This is a genomic window from Halorussus lipolyticus (assembly GCF_029338375.1).
Taxonomy (GTDB): Archaea; Halobacteriota; Halobacteria; order Halobacteriales; family Haladaptataceae; genus Halorussus; species Halorussus lipolyticus.
This window is the reverse complement of sequence record NZ_CP119804.1, coordinates 1,405,740-1,420,884: the sequence shown is the minus strand read 5'-3', so window position 1 is coordinate 1,420,884 and position 15,145 is coordinate 1,405,740. Positions and strand designations below refer to the sequence as shown.

At 64.2% G+C, this 15,145-nt stretch carries 16 protein-coding genes; 6 read left to right on the top strand and 10 right to left on the bottom strand.

Features of this window, described 5'->3' with window-relative positions:
- Window positions 1–140 precede the first annotated feature (140 nt).
- Window positions 141–1,298: a DNA primase small subunit PriS gene (priS, locus tag P2T57_RS07145; protein WP_276301797.1), complete on the top strand. Its 1,158-nt coding sequence runs from the start codon at window positions 141–143 to the stop codon at window positions 1,296–1,298.
- A gap of 27 nt (window positions 1,299–1,325) precedes the next feature.
- Entirely contained in the window at window positions 1,326–2,252 is a 927-nt protein-coding gene (locus tag P2T57_RS07140) for a hypothetical protein (RefSeq protein ID WP_276301796.1), read from the top strand.
- Between the two features lie 205 nt (window positions 2,253–2,457).
- On the opposite strand, the gene P2T57_RS07135 is transcribed toward P2T57_RS07140, so the two are convergent.
- Window positions 2,458–4,725: a CDC48 family AAA ATPase gene (locus P2T57_RS07135; protein WP_276301795.1), complete on the bottom strand. Its 2,268-nt coding sequence runs from the start codon at window positions 4,723–4,725 to the stop codon at window positions 2,458–2,460.
- Window positions 4,722–4,967: a DUF7127 family protein gene (locus tag P2T57_RS07130; RefSeq protein WP_276301794.1), complete on the bottom strand. Its 246-nt coding sequence runs from the start codon at window positions 4,965–4,967 to the stop codon at window positions 4,722–4,724. Before P2T57_RS07130 ends, P2T57_RS07135 begins: the two co-directional genes overlap by 4 nt.
- Window positions 4,968–5,161: 194 nt before the next feature.
- Here P2T57_RS07130 and P2T57_RS07125 point away from each other — a divergent pair, with 194 nt between their 5' ends.
- On the top strand, window positions 5,162–5,941 hold the full coding sequence (locus P2T57_RS07125; RefSeq protein ID WP_276301793.1) for an alpha/beta fold hydrolase: 780 nt from the start codon (window positions 5,162–5,164) through the stop codon (window positions 5,939–5,941).
- A gap of 327 nt (window positions 5,942–6,268) precedes the next feature.
- Window positions 6,269–6,871, top strand: a complete 603-nt coding sequence (locus P2T57_RS07120) for a hypothetical protein (RefSeq protein ID WP_276301792.1) — start codon at window positions 6,269–6,271, stop codon at window positions 6,869–6,871.
- An 11-nt stretch (window positions 6,872–6,882) separates the two neighbouring features.
- Here P2T57_RS07120 and panB read toward each other — a convergent pair whose 3' ends face one another.
- Window positions 6,883–7,695: a 3-methyl-2-oxobutanoate hydroxymethyltransferase gene (gene panB, locus P2T57_RS07115; protein ID WP_276301791.1), complete on the bottom strand. Its 813-nt coding sequence runs from the start codon at window positions 7,693–7,695 to the stop codon at window positions 6,883–6,885.
- A 444-nt stretch (window positions 7,696–8,139) separates the two neighbouring features.
- Between panB and P2T57_RS07110 the strand changes: the two genes are divergently transcribed.
- Complete coding sequence (locus P2T57_RS07110) at window positions 8,140–8,847, top strand: hypothetical protein (RefSeq protein ID WP_276301790.1); 708 nt, start codon at window positions 8,140–8,142, stop codon at window positions 8,845–8,847.
- Between the two features lie 81 nt (window positions 8,848–8,928).
- Complete coding sequence (locus P2T57_RS07105; protein WP_276301789.1) at window positions 8,929–9,165, top strand: DUF5822 domain-containing protein; 237 nt, start codon at window positions 8,929–8,931, stop codon at window positions 9,163–9,165.
- Between the two features lie 232 nt (window positions 9,166–9,397).
- Here P2T57_RS07105 and P2T57_RS07100 read toward each other — a convergent pair whose 3' ends face one another.
- The 7 genes from P2T57_RS07100 to P2T57_RS07070 all read right to left on the bottom strand — a co-directional run bounded on the left by P2T57_RS07100 (window position 9,398) and on the right by P2T57_RS07070 (window position 15,123).
- On the bottom strand, window positions 9,398–9,934 hold the full coding sequence (locus P2T57_RS07100; protein WP_276301788.1) for an HAD family hydrolase: 537 nt from the start codon (window positions 9,932–9,934) through the stop codon (window positions 9,398–9,400).
- Between the two features lie 41 nt (window positions 9,935–9,975).
- Complete coding sequence (locus P2T57_RS07095; RefSeq protein WP_276301787.1) at window positions 9,976–10,380, bottom strand: DUF7522 family protein; 405 nt, start codon at window positions 10,378–10,380, stop codon at window positions 9,976–9,978.
- A gap of 71 nt (window positions 10,381–10,451) precedes the next feature.
- Window positions 10,452–11,579, bottom strand: coding sequence for an acyl-CoA dehydrogenase family protein (locus P2T57_RS07090; protein WP_276301786.1), 1,128 nt, complete (start codon window positions 11,577–11,579; stop codon window positions 10,452–10,454).
- 179 nt (window positions 11,580–11,758) lie between these two features.
- Window positions 11,759–12,172 (bottom strand): DUF8215 family protein, encoded by a 414-nt coding sequence (locus tag P2T57_RS07085; protein WP_276301785.1) that lies wholly within the window; start codon window positions 12,170–12,172, stop codon window positions 11,759–11,761.
- Window positions 12,173–12,193: 21 nt separating this feature from the next.
- Entirely contained in the window at window positions 12,194–13,261 is a 1,068-nt protein-coding gene (locus tag P2T57_RS07080) for an mRNA surveillance protein pelota (RefSeq protein ID WP_276301784.1), read from the bottom strand.
- Window positions 13,262–13,535: 274 nt separating this feature from the next.
- Window positions 13,536–14,222, bottom strand: coding sequence for a DUF4013 domain-containing protein (locus P2T57_RS07075; RefSeq protein WP_276301783.1), 687 nt, complete (start codon window positions 14,220–14,222; stop codon window positions 13,536–13,538).
- Between the two features lie 145 nt (window positions 14,223–14,367).
- Entirely contained in the window at window positions 14,368–15,123 is a 756-nt protein-coding gene (locus P2T57_RS07070; RefSeq protein WP_276301782.1) for a DUF4013 domain-containing protein, read from the bottom strand.
- Window positions 15,124–15,145 lie beyond the last annotated feature (22 nt).

Sequence of the window (15,145 nt, the reverse complement as noted above, 5' to 3'; positions counted from 1 at the left end):
GGGCGAGACTGAAGCGGGGCCGAGCGAGACTGAGGAGGGCGCTTCGACTGGTCCTGTAGCGCGTCCGAAATGTGGGGCAGGCTCCCGACCGAGGCTTCGATAGGTAGCATTTTAGTGTCGCACCGAGACCCACCAACAGCATGGAAGAGCGCACCCGAGCGTACCTCCGCGGTCGGTTCCGCGACCACTACCGGCGGAGCGAACTGACGCCGCCGCCCTACCCCCAGTCGCGGGAGTGGGGATACATCCCGTGGAGTTCCGGGCCGACGACGATGGTCCGCCACCAGTCGCTGTTGGAACTCGGGGAAATCGGCGACTTCCTCCGGCGAGAGCGCCCGCGCCACGTCTACTTCTCGGCCGGGCGCTACGATGACCCCGGCGCGGACGACATGGACGCGAAGGGGTGGCGCGACTCGGACTTGGTGTTCGACATCGACGCCGACCACCTGACCGGCGTGGACCCCCAACGGGACTCCTACGGTGAGATGCTCGCTGAGGGGAAAGGCGAGGTCCTGAACCTCGTGGCCCTGCTGGAAGACGACTTCGGCTTCTCGGACCTGACGGTCGTCTTCTCGGGCGGTCGGGGCTACCACGTCCACGTCCGCGACGAGGACGTTCGGGACCTGAACCGGGACGAGCGCCGGGAAATCGTGGACTACATCCGGGCCGACGGCATCGAACTCGACGCCATCCAGCGCACCGAGATGGGCGGCACCGCGACCCGGCGCGTGCTGAAGAAGGACGGCGGGTGGGGTCGGCGCGTGCATCGGGAACTCCTCTCGCTGGCCGACGAACTGCTGGAACTGGACGACGAGGACGCCCTCGACCGACTCAAAGAGTTCGACCGCATCGGCGACGGGCGGGCGAAAACCATCCTCGGGGCGGTGTCGGAGGACTACGAGAAGTTGGAGAGCGGGAACATCGAGCGGGGCGGGCCGGGCATCCGCCAACTGGCGAAGGTGATGACCCGGAAGGTGGTCGAAGAGCAGTCGGCCGCCATCGACGAACCCGTCACGACCGACCTCCGGCGACTCATCCGCCTGCCGGGGAGTCTCCACGGGGGGACCGGCCTCGAAGTCACCCGAATCCCGCGAGACGAAATCGAGGCCTTCGACCCACTCAGCGACCCGGTTCCGGCGACCTTCGAGGGCAACGAGGTCGCAATCGAAGTGACCGACCCCGGCCCGGTCGAACTGAACGACGAAACCTTTAGGCTCCCTGACGGTGACGTATCGGTTCCCGAATACGTGGCCGTCTTCCTGATGGCCCGCGGCCGGGCCGAGAAGGGGCGCGAATGACGACGAGACAACGATGACAGGACGACGATGAATCTGGACGAACTCCGCACGGTACAGAGCAAGGAGCGGTCGAAAGACAGCCTCCAGCACCTGCGGGAGTCGTTTTACGCCGACGTGGCCGACTACATCGCCGACCTGAAAGACCAGCGCGAGGAGGCGGCCGACCGGGCAGAAAGCCCATTCGACGACCCCGAGGTCAACCGCCTGACCGACGAAATCAACACCGCCGAGGACGTGGTGGAGGCGATTTACGAGCGCCGCGTCGGCAAAATCGTCAAGCGCGCGAGTCTCTCTGCGGCGGGAATGCCCGCCGACGAGGAGGGCCTGACAAGCGAGGAGCAGGACCTGTTCGAGGGACTGGTAGAGCGCATCGAGTCCAACAAAGACGAGGTGCTGGACATCCTCGCGGGCGAGACCCAACCCGAATCGCCGACGCCCACGCCCGCCGACGAGACGACAGCGAGCGCAGGCAGAGACGCGACGCCCACAGCAACCCCCAATCCCGGCGACCCGCCGAGTTCCAGCGACTCGACCGCTCCCACTGCGAGCGAGGGCGACTCCGGCGAGGTCAGCGCCGCGGACGTGATGGGTGAGACCGGCGGTAGTCCGGCGACTTCGGACTCGGCGGGGTCGCCCGCCGCGGAGTCGTCCGGGAATTCCGACGGCGCTCGCCCGGCGGCCGCCGAGGCCGCCGCCATCGCAGACGCTCCCGGCGAGGGGTCGTCCGAGGCGGACGCTGGGACCGACGACGAGTCGAGCGCCGAGGGTGGCGAAGACGACGGCCTCGTCGCTGGTCTGGACGAGCGCACGACCATCCGCATCACCGACGACGTGGGCGAGATTTTCGGCGTGGACGAGCGAACCTACGACTTGGCCAGCGAGGACGTGGTGACGCTCCCCGAGGCCAACGCCGCACCCCTCGTAGAACGGGGCGCGGCCGAGAAATTGGAGTAGCGCTGTGCAATCCGGGCAATTTTCCTGTCGGAGTCGGACTGCGTAGCGGCCCCTTCGAGAAATATTTAGAAGTGTCTAGGAAATATGAATACTGTCTAAAGAACGGAAATTGGTCTTCTGCCGAATCGTACTCGGGAAGCCCTTCCACCGTTTTGCCAGCGGATGAATCGCGGCGTGGCCGCGATTCACCGCACAGCAGACGCTTCTACTGGAACGTGCGTCCCAGCGTGTCTTCGTCCGTCGCGGGTTCCGCGGAGTCGAACTGCTCTTCGATTTCCTCGTAGCGTTCCTTGGTGTCCTCGGTGACGCTCGGGGTCACCTCGTCCAAGGCCTGCTCGAAGTGGTCCTTGCTGATGCGGACGTTGCCCACGCTGTCGCCTATCTCCTCGGGGTCCACGCTGTTGATGAACTCCCGACTCGCGGCCATCGACGCCTCGCGCGTGACGGCTTCGATGTCGGCACCGACGTAACCCTCGGTCTCGCTGGCTAGCCAGTCGAGGTCAACGTCGTCGGCGACGGGCTTGTCGCGGGTGTGGACCTCGAAGATGGCCTTGCGGGCGTCCTCGTCGGGCACCGGGACGTGGACGTGGCGGTCCAAGCGTCCGGGCCGCAGGAGCGCCGAGTCGATGAGGTCCGGCCGGTTCGAGGTGGCGACGACCACGACGTCCTCCAGTTCTTCGAGGCCGTCCAACTCGGTCAACAGTTGGGAGACGACGCGCTCGCTGACCTGCGTGCCGCCACCGCCGCCGCTTCCGCGCTCGGTGGCGATGGAGTCGATTTCGTCGAAGAACACCACTGTCGGGGCGTTCTCCCGAGCCTTGCTGAACACCTCGCGGACGCCCTTCTCGGACTCGCCGACCCACTTCGACAGGAGTTCGGGACCCTTGATCGAGATGAAGTTACTGTCGCTCTCGTTGGCGACGGCCTTCGCCATCAGGGTCTTGCCGGTGCCGGGCGGGCCGTACATCAGGACGCCCTTGGCGGCCTGCATGTCGAGTTCATCGAAGACCTCGGGGTAGTCCAGCGGCCACTGGATGGTCTCGCGGAGGCGTTCTTTGGTGTCCTCCAAACCGCCGACTTGGTCCCACGTCACGTCGGGGACTTCCACGAAGACCTCGCGGAGCGCCGAGGGTTCGATGCCCTTCAGCGCCTCCTTGAGGTCTCGCTCGGTGACCTTCAGCGACTCCAGCACGTCGGCCGGTATCTCCTCTTCTTCGAGGTCGATTTCGGGCCGGATGCGCCGGAGCGCGTTCATCGCGCCCTCCTTGGCGAGGTTTTCGAGGTCAGCGCCGACGAAGCCGTGGGTGTTGTCGGCGTACTCCGCTAAGTCCACGCCGTCCGAGAGGGGCATCCCGCGAGTGTGGACCTGCATGATTTCGAGTCGGCCCTCGCGGTCCGGCACGCCGATTTCGATTTCGCGGTCGAATCGGCCGGGACGCCGGAGCGCCGGGTCGATGGCATCGACGCGGTTCGTGGCCGCGATGACGGTGACCTCGCCGCGGGATTCGAGGCCGTCCATCAGCGAGAGGAGTTGGGCAACGACGCGGCGTTCCACGTCGCCGCCGGCCTCGTCGCGCTTCGGCGCGATGGAGTCCAACTCGTCGATGAAGATGATGGCCGGGGCGTTCTCCTCGGCGTCCTCGAACACCTCACGCAGTTTCTCCTCGGACTCCCCGTAGTACTTCGACATGATTTCGGGGCCCGAGATGGTCTGGAAGTGGGCGTCGATTTCGTTGGCGACGGCCTTCGCCATCAGGGTCTTGCCGGTCCCCGGCGGACCGTGGAGCAGGACGCCCTTCGGCGGGTCGATGCCGAGCCGGCTGAACAGCTCGGGGTGGCGCATCGGCAACTCTATCATCTCGCGGACCTGCTCTAACTCGCTTTCGAGGCCGCCGATGTCCTCGTAGGTCACGCTGGGCGTGCCCTCAGGACCGCCGGCACCGCCGCCCTGCGCTATCTCCTCGGCGGCGCGTTCGCTGATGTTGATTTCGGTCGAATCGGTCACGACCACCGTCCCCTCGGGGTCGGTGCTGGCGACCTTCAGCGGGATGGACTGGCCCGAACCCATCCCCATCAGCCCGAAGCCGAACGGGACGTTCTGGCCCTTGGTGATGGCCTGTCCGCTAAGCTTGTCCCGGACGTGCGGCGTGATGTCGCCCCGAATCTGGAGATTCTGGGGGAGCGCGATGGTGACGGAGCTGGCGGGCTTGACGTCCGCCTTCTCGATTGTCACCTTGTCGTCAATGCCGACGCCGGCCTCTTGGCGTAGCTGTCCGTCGATTCGGACGACTCCTCGGCCCTCGTCCTCGGGGTAGCCCGGCCAGACGCGGGCGACGGCCCGACCCTGACTCTTGCCCTCGATGACGATGTAGTCGCCGTTCTCGACGCCGAGTTCGTGCATCGACTGGCGGTCGATGGCGGCGAGTCCGCGACCGGCGTCCTTCTGCTTTAACGGCTTGACAGTAAGCTTCATAGTCCCACCTCGATAGTGAGGACGCCGTTGGTGATAAACGCTTGTGCCCCGCCGTCTGGCAGTTCGAGTTCGAGCTGGCGAGCGCCCTCGTCGTCCTCGAAAACGACGATTGCCGTGTCGTCCAAGAGGTCCACGGAGGCATCGCCCGCGACGCCGAGGTCAGCGACGAGGACCTCCTCGTCGCCGTAGTCGTAGCGTCGGGCGAACACGTCGTCTCTGTCGGCGATGTGCTTCAATGACATTTTGATGCTAACTATAGGTTAGGGATTATAGTATATAAATCTTTCTCCAAATAATCGCATGAGGGCGTCGGGATACCCTGATTAGAGCTGAATTGCGGTTCAGGAAGTGGTCGGTCGAACGTCTCGACTCCGGGGTCTGCTCGACTGCGATTCCGACCGGAGGTTTGTTGTCTCGCGCACGCGAACGACCGGTCATGCAAACGGTCACGCACCACGGCAGGACCACGGCCTACCGCGTCGCCGACCGAGGAGCAGAGGGGTCAGCGCTCCTCTGCGTCCACGGTTCGGGCGGTACCCACGAGGTCTGGAAGGGACAACTCGGTCGGTTGGCGGGCCAGCGCCCGGTCGTCGCGCTGGACTTGAGCGGCCACGGCGACTCGGCGGACTTCGACGCCGACCTCGGGTGGGAGACCATCTCGGCCTACGCCGACGACGTGCTGGCGGTCGCAGACGAGACCGACGCGGGCGTGCTGGTCGGCAACTCGCTCGGCGGCGCTGTCGCGCTCCACATCGCCATCGAGCGCGACCACGACTTCGACGGACTGGTTCTGACCGGCACGGGCGCGAAACTCCCCGTGCTGGCCGACCTCCGGGAGTGGCTCGAATCCGATTTCGACCGGGCGGTCGAGTTCCTCCACGGCGAAAATCGGCTGTTTCACGACGCCGACTCGCGGTACACCCGACTCTCGACCGAGGCGATGAAGGCGGTCGGCCAGCGCGTGACTCGCCGGGACTTCGAGTCCTGCCACGTCTTCGACGTGCGCGACAAACTCGGCGACGTGGACGTGCCGACCCTCGCGCTCGTCGGCGAACACGACCACCTCACGCCGCCGGACTACCACGAGGAGCTAGCCGACGCGATTCCGGACGCGCGCTACCGCGAGGTGCTGGGCGCGGCCCACCTCGCCATGCTGGAGGAGCCTGAGGGTTTCAACGCGGCGGTTCGGGACTTTCTGGACGAGACGGGCATCTGACTTCGCCGCGGCACTTCCGGAGGCGACGGACGCAAATCTCGAACTTCAATCGGCGCGCGCCGGCGAGCGTTCATCGCTCGCCATACCGCGCGAGGGAGTCGGCCACCGGCGGTGGCCGACGAGGTTGGGGAGGTGTGAGGCCCGCGGTAGCGGTGCGGTTGCGGGGCGGTTGCGGTAGACGGCGTTGTTCAAGCCTGTAGCTAGCTCCTTCCCACTTTTAACCATACTGAAGATTGCTTGAGAAACGCATAAATTGCTTAGGAAAACAAAAACACGTCTTTCCTGCCGAACCCAACGCTCATATCCCCGGCGTGAGCGACACTCGACATGAACGATTCAGGACACGAGCGGTTCGCCTACGCCCTCGCGCTGTTCGCGCTCGGGGTGGCCCTCCTCGGGCACGGCATCGCGGCGACGGTGTACGCCGACGGACCGACGCCCGTGACCCTCGCGCTCCCGCTGGTCGGGTCGATAGTCGCCTACCGGAGTTTCGTGACCCTCCTGCCCCCGGAGTCGTCGCTGTCGGACGCCGGGTTCCTCGGCCTTCTGGGCGCGCTGACGACCGGACTCGTGAATCTGGCCGTTCCGGCGGCGACGGCGGCCGCGAATCTGGGGCCGGCCTCGGTGACGCCGCCGAACCATTGGACCGGCCTCCTCGTCGGGTTCGCGGGGTTCACGACCCTCGGCGTCTACGAACTGCTGACCGACCGCGTTCCGGGCCAGTCGGGAGGACACGCGCTGGCGAAGTCGGTCGGGGCGGGTCTCGTCGCTGGCGCAGTCGGGGTCGGCCTCCTCGTCGCTCCGGCCCGACCCGCGGGATTTCTCACCCCGGTCGAAGCGATGGCGGGCCTCGGCGGGGCGCTGGTCGCCGTCGCGCTGTTCGACTACGTGAAGGCCGACGAGACCACCGACGCCATCGAAAGGGCCTGAAACTCCGAAAATCAGTAAATGTCGTCGATTTCGGCTTCCTCGTAACTGTGCTTCTCGGCGGGGAACTCTCCTGACTCCACCGCGTCGCGGAACCCCTCGACCGCTTGCTCCATCTCACTGCGCACGTCGCCGAACTGCTCGGAGAAGGAGGGACTGCGCTCGCTCATGCCGAACACGTCGTTCAGCACGAGGACCTGCCCGTCGGTGTCGGGGCCAGCGCCGATGCCGATGGTCGGGATGTCGAGGGCGTCGGTAATCTGGCCCGCGACGTTCGAGGGGACGTGTTCCAGTACCAGCGAGAAGGCCCCGGCGTCCTCGTGGGCCTTCGCCAGTTCCAGCATCTCGCCCGCGCTCTCCTCGTCGGTTCCCTGCCGGAAGTAGCCGCCCAACTGGTTGACGCGCTGAGGAGTAAGCCCGAGGTGGGCCATCACGGGAATCCCCAAGTCCACGAGTCGCTCGGTGAGTTCGACGGTGTGGGGACCGCTCTCGATTTTGACGGCGTTGGCGTCGGCCTCCTTGAGCATCCGGCCGCAGTTCTCGACGGCCTCGCTCCGGTCCACGCCGTAACTCAGGAAGGGCATGTCAGCGACCACCAGCGCGTCGTCGGCCCCGCGAGCGACCGAGGCGGTCCGACTCTGCATCTCCTCGACAGTCACGGGGAGCGTCGAGTCGTGGCCCATGACCGCGTTGCCCATGCTGTCGCCGACTAAAATTACGTCCACCCCGGCCTCGTCCACGATTCCGGCGGTGGGCGCGTCGTACGCGGTCAGCATCGTAATCTCCTCCTCGCCCGCCTTCTCCGCGAGGTCCTGAACGGTCGTCATGTTCGTGGACTGGTTCGCGGTATGTTAAACCTGTTCGGTTCCACAATCGATACGTCCCAAATAGCGTATCTTAAGATCGAGATATGATTATTTCTCCATATATGTTAACAGCTCAAAGGTATTGTGTAGTGAAATGATAAGACAAAATAGGCCAAGAGTAAGGCCAACAGCCATATTTTCTAACGTTATTGGCCACTCTACACCTAGAAGAACCAATGCCTGCTTCCCAATCGACCAATAAATCTTATATAGTATTGGAGTTATAAATAATAAAAGTAGCACAGATTCCCCTATCAGCTTTAATAAATTTTTCTGATACTGTGTTAACATCGGTGATTCTGAATATACAAGCCAGAATAATAGTCGTTTATGTAGATAATAAAATGTTTATATTCTATCTTATTGAAAACATATTTAATCACCCTGTTACTAGATATAGTTGCGATGTCAAAAGATAATAATAAATATGGCGAACACAGCCGTAGAAAAGTGGTCTCCTACGGACTTTCCTCCGCTCTGGGACTAAGCTTTGTTGGAAACACTCTTGCAAAAGAGTCAGTGAAGTCCCCATCTGAAAACCACGAGAATATTGATCTGCGGTTCAATCCTACTGACCGCGGCGAATTAAAGGAATTCATGCTGAAATTCCATGAGTACGAAGAAGACGAACAAGAGGCCATTTTCCAAGAGTTGACCCCTAATCGACAGGAGGCAGTTCTGGAATCTCAGAAAGTGACGAAAATAGGTAGAAAGAGAGTTACCAACTCTGGTGTTAGCACCAGTTCTTCTGGAGAATCAAGCGACGAAATCGTCTACCCAGCAAAAACGTGGTACGGAACAAACGCTTGGAAGTTCCACCATCAAGTTAATTGGAGTTGGGACGATCTAAATACAGTGGATAGCATTTCTCATAGTGCATACGCTACGGATGTAGATTTTGCGTGGACTTATAAAGGAGTCCAAAACGGGTCAAAGAACAAGGATACCGGAGAGTACAACGGAACTGCGCAACTTCAGGGACACTTCGTCTACGGAGCAGCTAATCTGGCTGAATTAATCAATGTCTACCCCTACTCTAAACTAGGTGTTCAGCCCGGAGACTCCGAGGCATACGTAATAGACAACAACTGTGACTGTCCGAATATAAACTAAAATTCTCTGCTGTCGGTCTCGACTACTTCTGGAGGGCCTAAGACTGCAACGTTTAAGCCCCGAGCGTCCCGCGTTCCAGACGTGCCCGAACCAGTCGAGTCCCACGACCCCGAGGGCGTCGATTACGCGTGGGTGATGCAGACCACCTTCGCCCTCACCATCGTCGTGGGCGCGCCGGTCGTCGCCGTCGTCTCTCTGCTCGTCGGGGTCTCGCTCCCGACGTGGGCCGCGAGAGCCGAGTTTGCGATTCGGGTCGGCGCGCTGGTCTGGTTCGTCGTCGCAGTGGGCGTGTTTCTGTACGCTCGGAGTCAGGAGTGAATCGTCTCCTCGGGTTCAGTCAAATCAGTAGAACGTGAGCCTGCAGTGATGACGCTTTAGAAATCCCCCGCCCGCTCGCAGTCGCTCAGCAGGATATTTCGCGGGCGCAGTTCTGCGCCCGCGAAATACTGGCCGTGCTGAGACGACTACAGTAAATGCGAGCTCGCGGCCCCTTTCAGTCCACCCAGACTGGTCGTCGGTATCACCGAACGCGTCCCGACGAAACTTCGTCTCACTCCACCCACTCGAACTTCGTCCCGGCGCGTTCGGCGGTCTTCTCGTCACTCGCCGAGTCGCCGACGAACAGGACGTTCTCGGGTTCGACGCCCAACTCCTCGATTGCCGCCAGCAGGGGGCGCGGGTGGGGTTTTCGCTCGGGCACGGTCCCCCGGCCGACCACGCTCTCGACGTGTCGGGTCAGGTCGTGGCGGTCCAAGGCAATGCGGACCGCCGACTCGTGGTTGAGCGAGCAGACGCCGACCGGAATCTCGCGGTCGGTGAGAGCGTCCGCGAGTTCGAGTCGCCGGGAGTTCTCGGCCCCCTCGCGCTCGGCCTCGGCGACGAGTTCGTCGGCCTCGTCGCCCACGCCGGCCTCTTCGGCGGCGTCGAGGTGTTCCCACATCGTCAGGGGGTCGGTATCCACGCCCTCGCGTTCCAGCAGGGCCACCAGTCCGGCGTCTACCGCCTCCCAGTCCACGTCGAGTCGGACCAGCGTCCCGTCGAGGTCGTAGACCACCGCGGCCAACTCGTCGGCGTCGTCTCGGGTCACGACTCGCGGTAGGGCCACCGCCGAAAAAGAGGTGTCGGTGGTCAGTCCAGTTCGTCCTCGACGGCCTCCACGAGCGCCGTCACCTCGGCTCCGGGGTCGGTCGAGAAGAACAGGCCCTGCTGACCCGAGAGGACCCGAACCAACGTCACGTGGTCCATCTGGGCGACGAACGACCGGACGCCGCCCGCGCCGACGAACACGTCTTCGAACAGGTCGCGCTCGGTGAAATCGACGTGGACGTAGGAGTGGACCTCCTCGAAGTGGTCGGCCATCTGCTCGCGGTCGCCGTAGAGCGCGAGCGTCGTCTCGTCGGCGTAGAGGGTGTGGAACTCGTCGGCGGTGTACTCCACGCAGAGGCGAATCTCTCCCTCGAACTCCTCGCGGGCAGAAGCCAGCGCGGCGTCCGCGTCGAAATCGACTAGCTTCGAGTCCTCGGAAACGACCATAACGTTTTCTCCGGTTTAAATAGCGAGATAATAAGTGTAGCGGTGGTTCGAGCGGTCTCGTGGGGTTCGGACTACTCCAGCACGTTCCGCGCGATGACTTTCTTCTGAATCTCGGAGGTCCCCTCGTAGATGGGCAGAATCTTCGAGTCGCGGTAGAGTCGCTCCACGTCGAAGTCGGTGGTGTAGCCGTACCCGCCGTGAATCTGGACCGCCTCGTTGGCCACATCGACCGCGGCCTCGCTGGCGAAGTACTTGGCCATGCTGGCGGCCATCTCGACATTCTCGCCCCGGTCGTCGCGCCGGGCGGCGTCCCGAGTCAGCAGGCGGGCGGCCTGCAGTTGGGTCTGCATGTCGGCCAGTTTGTGGCGAATCGTCTGAATCTCCGAAATCGGCTGGTCGAACTGCTCGCGGTCCTGCGAGTACTCGACTGCCTCGTCCAGCGCCGACTGGGCCAGTCCGACCGACTGGCTTGCGATGCCGATGCGCCCGCCGTTCAGGATGTGGAAGGCCGCCGAGAGGCCCTTGCCCTCCTCTGTCAGGCGGTTTTCGGCGGGGATGCGCACGTCCTCGAAGATGAGGGTCGTGGTGTCGCTGGCGCGAAGGCCCAGTTTGTCTTCCTTCTTGCCGACTTCGAGACCGTCGGCGTCCTTCGGCACGACGAACTGGGTGACAGACCGCGGGTCGTCGCGGTCGGTCTTGGCGAACAGGACGACGACGCCAGCGCGGTGGCCGTTGGTTATCCACTGCTTCTTGCCGTTGATGACGTACTCGTCGCCCTCGCGTCGGGCCTCGGTGGTCATCTCGGCCGGGTTGGAACCGGCTTGGGGTTCCGAGAGCGCGAACGCGCCCACCGGGCGACCCTCGGCCATGTCGGGAAGCCAGCGTTCCTTCTGGTCCTCGTCGCCGAACTCGGCGATGCAGGAGGTTGCGAGGCTGTGGACCGACAGTGCGGTCGCAACCGCGAGTTGGCCGTAAGCGACCTCCTCGTTGACGATGCTGTAGGTCAGGCGGTCCACGTCGAGGCCGCCGTACTCCTCGGGCACCGTGAGACTGGTCATGTCGAGGTCGGCGAGTCCGTCCCAGACCTCCTCGGGGAAGGTCTGTTCTCGGTCGCCTGCTTCGGCGGTCGGGCGGATTTCTTCGACCGCGAACTCCCGCACCACGTCGCGGATGGCCTGCTGTTCGTCCGAGAGGTTCATACCGGATTTGTAGGGTAGCGGGTGGAAAAAGTTGCCTGTTCCGGGGCGATTCGGAGCGGTCGAAGCTCAGGGTCGGAGGTAGCGACCGACGATTACGCGAGAGAAGTACCTTTAGAAGTGCTAACCAAATAAAATACAATCGAAAACGATGATACGTATTGCCCGCGGTCGTCCTCGGTTCAGACTGACTGAAGGCGGTCGGCCAGCGAGGCCACGCCGCCGAGGACGCGGGGGAGCGCGGCGGCACCGACGACCGAGACGAGCGCCGCGATTGCGATACCGGCGACCGGCGTGTCAAGCGCGACGAGGCCAGCGGACCCCAGATAGGCCGCCCCGGCGATGGTCGCGCTATAGTAGGCCGACCGGACCGGGATGGTGTAGGGGTCGCCCGGCGGCGGCCAGTCCCGCGAATCGAACCACCCGCCGCGGAGAGTGCCGACGGCGCAGGTCAGCGCGCAGACCGCGGTCAGCGCGGCCAGCGAAATCGGACCCTGCGGGGTGGCGAACAGCAGGATTACGAGCGCCGGAATCGACAGCACCGAGACTTCCAGACCGGCGAAGAAGACGTAATCCAGCCAGCGTTCCAGATTCATGGGTCGGGGGTCGTCTTTCGCTTACTCCAACCGGTAGCGCAGGAGCGCGGCGATGCCGCCGAACCCTTCGAGTTGGTCGCCCGGCGCGAACTCGCTGGAGAAGACGGTCACGTCGCCGCCCTTCTGCTCGGTCGTGGTGATGAGGTCGTTCACGTCGAAGTCCCACTCGCCCTCGTTGCCGCGCTCGACCCGCAGGCGCTCGTCCAGCAACAGGAGATGCTCGATGGCCCCGAAGTCGGCGGCCTTCTGGACCTGCTCGGCACCGTAGGCCGCTCTGGCCCCCTCGCCGATTCGGCGGGTGAGTTCGTCGATGAGTTCGGCCTCCTCGGCGATGCGGGTCTCCTTCTGGACCTCCTCGACCGCGCCGCGCTTGAGGACCTCGTGGACTCCTCGGTCGCCGACCGCGCTGGTGTCTACCGTGGTTATCTTCTCGGTCAGGTCGGGGTGTTCCTCCTCGATGTAGTCGTAGGCGTCCTGCTTGGTGAACCCCGGTCCGGCGAGGACGATGGCGTCCACGTCGAGGCGCGAGACGGCATCGGTGAGTTCCGCGAACAGTTCGTCCCGGCCTCGGGCGTACTCGCCCTTCCCGGTCGTGCCGGTGAACTCGGCGCGCTCCTCGGCCCCGTACTGGGCGACGGTGTGGATGTGGGCTTGGCCCTCCTCGACCGTGACGATGGCCACGTCGGGATTGTCGGTGGCCTCCTCGGCCTCCTCCAAGCGGTCGAGTTGGTCGGGCTTCCAGACCTTCTCGATGGCGAGTTCCTTGTTCTCCTCGAAGTTGATGGTGTGGTGCTGGCCGAGTTGGTCCTCGCGCGAGCAGTTCTCGATGACGCCGCCGACCCGGAGGCGGTTGGCGAACTTGTGGAACTCGACCGATTCGACCTCGATGGTGACGTGCATGTGTTCTCGCTCGCCGCCGGTGTCGCGCATCTGGTCGTCGTTGCGCTGGATGCGCCGGGTGGTGTCGCCCGACACGAGGTCGCCGGGTTCGAGGACGTAGGTGAGATGCCAGAGGTCGTCCAGACTCTCGGGGACGAGCGTGATGCGCTCTCCGCCCCCATCGACCCGCTGGCGGTTGCTGATTCGCATGTCCGGAAATGGGTCGGCAGGCGATAAGTTACCTGCGGTCGAACGTTGGACGACGGCCGTGACAGGCTATCGAGTCGCCGCCGGTCACCGGGCCGGCGTATCGGAGGTGTTTTGTACCGACAAAAGAAAGCGAGACGTAGACGGCACGGTCGGCCAGCCCCTTTCAGCCCGCGTGGTTTCCACGTGTGGTACCGCTGGTTTACCTACCCCGTCTGTTCAAGACCCTGAGCGACTGCTACTGCGGTAGTTAGAATACTCGACAGCCGACGATTCCTCATCGAGCGACTCCACGACCCAGTAGCCGAGCGACCGCGACCAGCGCGTAGAACGAGAGCGCGAGCGCCGCCACCTCGCCGGGCCGACCCAGTGCTGTCAGCGACCCGAGGAGGACCACTGCGCTCGCCCCGACCACCAACGCTCCGACCGACCCGACGAAGTAGCCACCGTCGCCGGCGAGGCGGCGGAGTCGCCCGCGGTCGAAGGCCCCCGAGAGGTCGCCACGCCGGGCGACCCCGGCCAGCGCCGCGGGCAGGAGGTAGGCGAACGCCAGCGAGACCAGCAGGACCGTCGTACTTGCGCCGAGGACGAAGACGGTCGCGCCCAGTCCCGCCGGCCCACCGCCGGCGGCCGCGCCGCGAACCGTCACTGCGAGGCCGACGGCCGGCACCAGCAGGAAGCTACCCGCGACGACCAGCGCCCGGAGGCCGTCGCCTGCGAGCGCCCGGAAGTCGCCGAACCGGGGCGGCGAGTCCTCGCGCAGTGACGCGGTGCTACCGCCGGACTCCGCGGTGGCCCGGACGACTGCGAGGGCATAGCCTGCCAGCAGGACCACGGGAACGACTGCGAGGAGCGCGAGGACGCCGAGTCTGGCGAGGAGACCGACCGCCAGCGAGAGAATGACACCGACGAGAAGGGTCTCGTGGTCTCCTCGGACCGGATAGGTCAGGGCCTCGCGGAACACGGTGGAGGATTCGCGCAGGCGGAGTTAGTTCTGGCGTCTCGGCGTCGGCCGCGGTCGCCCCGGTGACTCCGCCGACAGAAACTAAAATCGTTCTCAAAGACAAGAAAATACTCCTTTAGAATATGTAAATACTTCTAAAAGCTGGTTAGGCCGAGGTCTGGCGCTCGCCTTCGACCGACTCCCGACGACCGGTCCCGGTCGCATCGCGGTAGCCCTGTCCGTAGAGCGAGAACGCGACGGCGTTGAGGTAGAACGACGCGAACGGAATCAGCGCCCACCCGAGGAGGGGAATCGACGCCAGACCGCTCACCAGCGCGCCGCCGACCACGAGGACCACCAGCGCGATTAGCCACCCGGTCGCGTAGGCCTCGCTCGTCAGAACCGGCCAGAGCCGTCCGAACTCGAACGCCGCGCCGAATCGGTCCTCGACCGCGAGGCGGTTGAGCGCGGCGGGGAGGGCGTACCACGCGACCAGCGACGTGATGCCGGCCAGCGCCAGTCCGCCGAAGACGATGACGACGGTCAGAAGGTCGGGACCGACGTTCGTGACGGGTTCGGCGACGGTGGCGGGGTCGGCGACGGTCTCCTCGGCCGTCACCGTGGTCTCGACCGAGAACACCACCAGACTCGCCAGTACCGCGGTCAGCAACACCACCGGCACCGCGAAGTAGGCTACCGTGACGCCGATTGCCTTCAGGCCGTCCCAGAACAGGTCGGCCCAGTCGTCGAACGACGGCGCGTCCTCGCCGGCGTTGGTCCGCGCGAGAACTCGCTGGAGGTAGCCCGCGACCAACACCGCCGGAATCAGGAGCCACCCCAGAAGGGTGAGGAGTCCGCCGACCAGAATCGTCTCCACGCCGTCGTCGCCGTCCACGAGGTATCTGAGTGCTGTTTCGAACATGATGGTTTTCGAATAACCCCCT